Annotated in this window: 8 protein-coding genes; 1 reads left to right on the top strand and 7 read right to left on the bottom strand. The window is 68.7% G+C overall.

Features of this window, described 5'->3' with window-relative positions:
- Positions 1 to 306: 306 nt before the first annotated feature.
- The 6 genes from E1264_RS39045 to E1264_RS39030 all read right to left on the bottom strand — a co-directional run bounded on the left by E1264_RS39045 (position 307) and on the right by E1264_RS39030 (position 3,079).
- A complete protein-coding gene (locus tag E1264_RS39045; protein WP_243711443.1) occupies positions 307 to 1,152 on the bottom strand; it encodes an NUDIX domain-containing protein in 846 nt (281 codons plus the stop codon).
- On the bottom strand, positions 1,149 to 1,283 hold the full coding sequence (locus tag E1264_RS46120; RefSeq protein ID WP_279492080.1) for a hypothetical protein: 135 nt from the start codon (positions 1,281 to 1,283) through the stop codon (positions 1,149 to 1,151). The genes E1264_RS39045 and E1264_RS46120 overlap by 4 nt, the downstream gene beginning before the upstream one ends.
- Positions 1,284 to 2,255, bottom strand: a complete 972-nt coding sequence (locus E1264_RS39040; RefSeq protein WP_132182021.1) for a DUF4097 family beta strand repeat-containing protein — start codon at positions 2,253 to 2,255, stop codon at positions 1,284 to 1,286. It abuts the gene before it with no gap.
- Positions 2,256 to 2,257: 2 nt separating this feature from the next.
- Positions 2,258 to 2,611, bottom strand: coding sequence for a WhiB family transcriptional regulator (locus tag E1264_RS39035; RefSeq protein ID WP_132182019.1), 354 nt, complete (start codon positions 2,609 to 2,611; stop codon positions 2,258 to 2,260).
- Positions 2,608 to 2,751, bottom strand: a complete 144-nt coding sequence (locus E1264_RS44180; protein ID WP_165964347.1) for a hypothetical protein — start codon at positions 2,749 to 2,751, stop codon at positions 2,608 to 2,610. The genes E1264_RS39035 and E1264_RS44180 overlap by 4 nt, the downstream gene beginning before the upstream one ends.
- A gap of 76 nt (positions 2,752 to 2,827) precedes the next feature.
- Entirely contained in the window at positions 2,828 to 3,079 is a 252-nt protein-coding gene (locus E1264_RS39030) for a hypothetical protein (protein WP_132182017.1), read from the bottom strand.
- Positions 3,080 to 3,638: 559 nt separating this feature from the next.
- Here E1264_RS39030 and E1264_RS39025 point away from each other — a divergent pair.
- Entirely contained in the window at positions 3,639 to 5,021 is a 1,383-nt protein-coding gene (locus E1264_RS39025) for a hypothetical protein (RefSeq protein ID WP_132182015.1), read from the top strand.
- Here the strand turns inward: E1264_RS39025 and E1264_RS39020 are convergent.
- On the bottom strand, positions 5,018 to 5,920 hold the full coding sequence (locus E1264_RS39020) for an aminoglycoside phosphotransferase family protein (RefSeq protein WP_132182013.1): 903 nt from the start codon (positions 5,918 to 5,920) through the stop codon (positions 5,018 to 5,020). The two genes, E1264_RS39025 and E1264_RS39020, sit on opposite strands and share 4 nt — an antisense overlap.
- Between the last annotated feature and the right edge of the window lie 58 nt (positions 5,921 to 5,978).

Raw genomic sequence — 5,978 nt, 5'->3', positions numbered from 1 at the left:
TGCCGGTGCCCGAGCACACCGGGCACGTCCGGTTGGTGGAGCCGATCTTCTTCGCGCCGCCGCAGAAGTGGCAGTCCTGGGCAGCCAAGGCATCCCAGGCGTGGCAGAGGAAACGCAGGTGCGTCATCATGGGACTTCCTTCCTGATGGAGGGGCCCCGGGACGCCGCTGCTTGGCGGTGGATGGCGTCTCGGGGCGCACTGTGCCGCACCGTGATCTGGTGCGGGAGCGGCGGTGCTGCCGTTCCGTGAGCCGCTCACCCCTCCGGGAGGCGGGATGAGCGGCCGGACGCAACGTCAGTCGCCTGTCAGCCGTCCAGGGCTCGCGTGAGCATGTCGACGTGCGCGGCGAACACCCGCCCGCCGTAGACCTCGGCCAGCACGGCGGCAAGGACGCTGTAGGAGGAGGCCGGAACCCACTCGGCGCGGCGGGCGTCGTCGGCGCCGGCCACTGGCGGGAAGTCCAGGCGGTCGAAGCGTCCCAGGTGGGCCGTGCACAGCACGGTGACCATCCACGCCTCATCCGAGGCGCGGGGGTCGGGCACGTACCGCGGCGCCGTCGCCGTCCAGTGCGCGGACGGCAGCGCCAGGCCGGTCTCTTCCTCCAGCTCGCGGACCGCGCCGTCGGTGGGGGTCTCGCCCGGGTCGACGTGGCCGCCGGGCAGCGCCCAGCCGTGCCCGTCCGAGCGTTCCACCATGAGGATCCAGCGGCGGCCGGACGGGTCGGACACCGACACCAGCGCGTCGGCGGCCAGCGCCTCGCCCCAGTGCCCCAACTCATTGCGGCCGTAGCGGACGGGCGTGCGCTCGCACGGATTGACCGGGCGCCCGTCGATCACCTCGAAGGGGATCGCGGCGGCGGCCTGCCGGGCGGCCCAGTCGATGCGGGCCGGGTCGGTCTCCGGGTCGGCCCACCCCTCGGCGACACCGGATGTCAGTACGTCGGGGTGGGTGTAGGTCACGCTGTCCATGGGGCGGTTCGGTCCTTCCTGCCGGGTGGGCGTGTCGAGGGTGACGTCGAGGTAGAGCGAGACCAGCGCCGAGTTCCCGCGGCGCGGGTAGGGCTTGGAGGTCTCCAGCACCGTCAGCACGCCAGCGATGCGGGCGGCGGCGATGTCGACCTCGGCGGGCAGGCCGGTCAGGCGAATCTTCATGTGAGCCCTCCGGTCAGCAGCACCGCACCGGCGAGCGCGAGGAACACCACAGCGATCAGCAGCCGGATCCGGCCGTGCGGGTCCCGGGCAACATCACGGGCGCGGGTCATCAGCGAACTCGGGCGGACCATTCACGCGCCCCCGTTGGTGCGGCGCGGACGGCGGGCGCGGGCCGCGGACGCGGCATGCGACGGGTTGCCGTTGGGTGTGGTGACGCGGCCGGTGCGGGAGGTGGCATTGACCGTCAGGCCCTCGGCCAGCGCCGTGCCGGTCGCGGTCACCGTGACATTGCCCGACACCGACCGGGCGGTGATCGCGCCGCCCTCGGCGGCACGCACCCGCACGTCACCCGACACCGACGCGACCTCGGCGCGGCCGGCGAAGTCGTTCACTGTGACGTCGCCGGACGTGGTCGAGGCGGTGACGTCGTCGCCGCGGCCGAGATAGACGTCACCCGACACCGACGCCACCGAGGCCGCGCCGTCCACCACGGCGGCGTGCACGTCGCCGGAAGTGGTCTTGGCGCGCAGCGCGCCAAGACCTCCGGCGGTCAGGTCGCCCGAGGTCGAGGTGAAGTCGACCTCGGCGAACTCCCCCGCACACTCCAGCGACGCCGACCGGGTGGACGCGGTCACCGACGTGCCCTCGGGCACAACCGCGGTGATCTGCACCCAGCCACCCGCCACCAGCCCGCCGCCGGTGATCTCGACACCGTTCACGGTGACGCTGCCGCCACCGATGTTGACGATGCCGCCACCGCTGATCACGGTGCCGCCGGTCACCCTCACACCGGCGGGAATGCCGCCGTACGACTGCACGACGGTCGCGGCGCCGTTGCCGACCACGGTCTGAGCACCACCCACGACGGTCACGCCCCCGGCGGGCGCGTTCACCCGCACGGTCAGGTTCCCGGTCGCCTCGTACCAGCGCAGGACGGCGCCCCGTACGGCGTCGTGCACAGCCGGGTCGTCGCCGTGGGCGGTCACGGTAACCTCGGCGACCGTACGGGCCGGGTCGGTGATGACGCGGACGTCACCGGCGGGCAGGTCGACCGACAGGGCCACCGGGCCGGGCCGGGGCGCGGTCAGGGTGCGGGTCGTCATGGTCAGGCCACCTCGTTCAGGTCGAAGTCGGACAGGGCCGGCTGCACGTCGATGGCGAGTTCGGCGGCGGTGAAACCGGCCCACACCCCCGTCTCGGGGCGGAACCGCATCGCCAGCTCAAAGCACTCGGCGCGCAGCGGGCAGGATTGGCACACCTGCACGGCCACCAGCTCGCGGGCCGCGCGCTCGTCCGGCGGCTCGTAGCCGTACGGACCGGTGTGCAACTCGGGGTCGAACCGGCACTGGGCACCGGCGACGGGCCTGCCGCGCAGGTCCACCGCACCCAGCTCCAGCGCACCCGGCTCCACCGCGCCCACGGGCGCGGTGATCGGCTTGTCCAGGGGCGGCGCGGTCATCCCAGCGCCCCCGCGAACCGGCCGACCGCGTCGAAGAACTGGTTGATCAGCGACGCGGCCTTCTCGGGGTTCTGGAAGGCGAACACCGCGATCACCAGACCGGCGATCCAGGGCCCGAGCTTGCCTTTCTGAGGCATCACAGTGGGATCTCCTTGCTTTGGTCAGTGCTTGGTTGACCGGCAGGCGGTCGCCTGCGGCCGGGTCTGCCGCCGGACGTCAGGCGGCGGTCTGGCCGCAGGCCAGCAGGGCGTTGAGGGTGCCGACCGGAAGCTCCCGGCCGGGCTGAGCGGTGACGCGGGCGGTCTCGTAGAGCCACCACCCGGCCGCGCGGCTCTGGGTGGTGACGAACTGGCGGACGCGGTCGACCTCAAGGCGCGCGGCGCGGTGGCTGTCGTAGGGCCCCAGCGCGAGCGCGGGGTGTGCTCGGTCGGCGGTCCGCACGGTGACGTAGAACCCCGTCGCCCCCACCTCAGCGGGAGCCGGAACCGAACCGGTCGATACGGAAGAGGCTGCAAGCAACATCCGGCTTCTCCATAGATCGCAGGGGTGGAAGGAACGGGAAGGGTGCGCCGTCCCCGCCGCAGTACGGCGGGGACGGCGCCGATCGGAGTTGTTCTTGTCTTCGTTCGTGTGGCGGTGCCCCTCTTTCGGGAGCGCGCTCCCGTTTCAGGCAGGGACACCTCGTGCTCTTGCCCTCCGGTTGACCAGGGGTCCGGGTCCCTCGGCCCCATCTGTCCGGGGCCCCTTGTCGTGCCGTGGTGCCACACACCATGATGCGTGGTATGTATTACCTACCACTCACGTTGGCAGACGGATTCCGCGGTGTCAACCCGTGGCTTTCAACTCGGTCCGCTGGCCTGCCCCGTGCGGCGGTGATTCAACTGTCGCCGTCTGGCGAGCGGTTTGGGAGCGAGCACTTGGGGGTGCACTCGTGTACTCCTAGGTGCACCCCCCTCTACCTCTAGGCTTGGCCTGCGTAGAGTGACGATGAGTCAAGCTGGTACCACGGCCGCATCTTGGGGGTCCCATGGCAGACCGGAACGCCAGACTGGCCACGCTTTTACAGAAAGGCGACTTCTCGCATAAGTCCCTTGCTCGCGCGGTGGTCGCCGCCGCCGCTCGGTCAGGCGAAGACATCACCTGTGATCACACGTACGTCTCGCGGTGGCTCAAGGGGGCGATTCCGCGCGGCAACATGCCGCAGTTCATCGCGGATGCCATCGGGCGGAAAGTGGGGCGCCGGCTCACCCTTGACGACATCGGCATGGGTGACGCGGCCGTGTCCTCGCTACAGCCCGACCTCGGACTTGAGTTCGCAGACCGGCCCGAGGCGACGGCGAAGACCGTCGCGGACCTCTGGCGTGCCGACCTTGCTGAGGCTGGGGTACTGGTCAGGGCACAGCCGGACTCGGCCGCGTGGAACACGGCTTCCCTGCGCTGGATCGTTGCCCCGCCGGACGGGGAGCTGACGCGCGCGGGCAATCGCGCGGTCGGCACGGTGGATGTGGAAATGATCCGCTCCACGGCCGACGCGTTCAGCACGCTCGATGGCAAGTTCGGCGGTGGCCACGCCCGACGCGCGCTGATCCAGTACCTACACACGGACGTCCGGCCGATGCTAGACGGCAGGTACTCCGACGACGTGGGCAAACAGCTCTACTCGGCCGTTGCGGAAGCGCTCTTGCTCGCCGGGTGGATGTCGTACGACAGCGGCCTTCACGGCATCGCTCAGCGGTACTTCATCCAGGCGCTGCGCATGACGCAGGCGGCAGGGGACCGGCTTCTTGGCGGCAGCATCCTTTCCGCGATGAGCCACCAAGCTACGTTCCTCGGGCGCTATCAGGACGCGGCCACCCTTGCCCGGGCGGCCTACACAGGACCGGCCGGCGTCTTGGGCCCCACGATGGCCGCGCAGTTCCGTGCGATGGAGGCGCGGGCCCTCGCCCGTCTCGGTGACGAACGAGGATGCGACCTGGCCTTGATAGAAGCGGAGCACAAGCTGAGTCAGCGGACCTCAGACAGCGATCCACCGTATATCGCGTATTTCGACGAAGTCGAACTTGCAGCGGAGATCGGCCATTGTTTCCGCGATTTGGGACGCTCCGCAGAAGCGACAGAACGAGGCGCCGGTTCAATCTTCGGCGACGGCCTGAATAATCGAAGCGACTTCTTCGCAACTATGGTACAGGCCGAAGCCTATATCAATCAAGGCGAGATCGGGCGCGGCTGCGAAATTGCCATGACCGCGCTACACCTCGGCGAGGGTTTAAAGTCGGCGCGCTGCGTCCAATACGTTCGAGAATTCCGCGAACGAGTTTCACCCACGATGCGAGGCGCTGCGGAGTTCCGTATTTTCGCAGAAGAAGCCCGCACCTTCCGCCTGTGGCAGCAATGCGGCTTGGCGTCCTAGAAGGGCGCCCAATCTTGGCGTGATCCTCCTGACCGGAGAGTCGCCACCCGCTTCTCGAACTCGTCAGCGGCCCGATGATTCGCGCTTGCGTTCTGCGAGAGCCACGTGATCATCAAGAGTTCCCGCATGCTCCGCAGTACGGCGTATCCGGCCCACTCACGCACGTCGAAACCGTAGCCCACCGCGAAATCCGCATACTCCCTTTCCGTGTGCCATCCAAAAGTATCGTAATACATGGCCGTTTGCATCAGATCCCACTCGCGGGGGCCCGTAGCAAATCCATCTAGGTCAATCACATGTGGATGGCCAACCGCATCACGCAGGACATTTCCCACGTTGTAGTCACCGTGCAGATGACCCGACGGAAGCGAAAATTCAAGACGCCCATACTCTGCCTCCAAATCGCTCGCCATCGAGCGAAGGAATGAACGGTTACCCGCCGAGATTGAGGCACGCTCCAATCGGCTCGCGACCTTCTCGAACGGCTGGAGTTGCGGCAGCGCAAAAGGCGGCGATTCCAGATCATGGAGCCGTCGCAGCAGCACACCCATCTCCGCCGTACTCGCGTATGTGTCACCGTCTGCGAGCCCTTCCCAGAAGGTGACGGGATGGTCTTTGATCACAATCGGCTGATCGGCGTCCGTGACGAGACGAGCGGCGGGATACCCCTGGTCCGCGAGCCACCGGGCCACGGCCACCTCTCGCCGCACCGAGGCAAGACGGTCAGCGCCCCTCCCCACGCGCGAGATGATTCGGCCGCCATCGACGCGGAACACGGCATGGTCGCCAAGCCGAAGCATCTCAATGCCGTCCGGTTCCAGCTCAGCGACCGCGCATGCCCGGCGCAGTATCGCCTCTGCCGCGTCTGCGTCGAAGTCCGTCCGTTCCCTCGTCGTCATGCCGTCTGCGTCTCCTGTCCGGTAGGCAGGGTGAGGACTCTCCGCCCCCGACCCGCCC

The sequence above is a fragment of the Actinomadura sp. KC216 genome, assembly GCF_004348535.1.
Taxonomy (GTDB): domain Bacteria; phylum Actinomycetota; class Actinomycetes; order Streptosporangiales; family Streptosporangiaceae; genus Spirillospora.
Note: the sequence above shows the minus strand (reverse complement) of the source record. Positions and strands in the feature narration are given on the sequence as shown.

Coding starts and splice junctions, on each gene's coding strand:
- E1264_RS39020 (WP_132182013.1), bottom strand. CDS start 5,920: ATGACGACGAGGGAACGGACGGACTTCGACGCAGACGCGGCAGAGGCG.
- E1264_RS39045 (WP_243711443.1), bottom strand. CDS start 1,152: ATGAAGATTCGCCTGACCGGCCTGCCCGCCGAGGTCGACATCGCCGCC.
- E1264_RS39035 (WP_132182019.1), bottom strand. CDS start 2,611: ATGACCGCGCCGCCCCTGGACAAGCCGATCACCGCGCCCGTGGGCGCG.
- E1264_RS39025 (WP_132182015.1), top strand. CDS start 3,639: ATGGCAGACCGGAACGCCAGACTGGCCACGCTTTTACAGAAAGGCGAC.
- E1264_RS46120 (WP_279492080.1), bottom strand. CDS start 1,283: ATGGTCCGCCCGAGTTCGCTGATGACCCGCGCCCGTGATGTTGCCCGG.
- E1264_RS39040 (WP_132182021.1), bottom strand. CDS start 2,255: ATGACGACCCGCACCCTGACCGCGCCCCGGCCCGGCCCGGTGGCCCTG.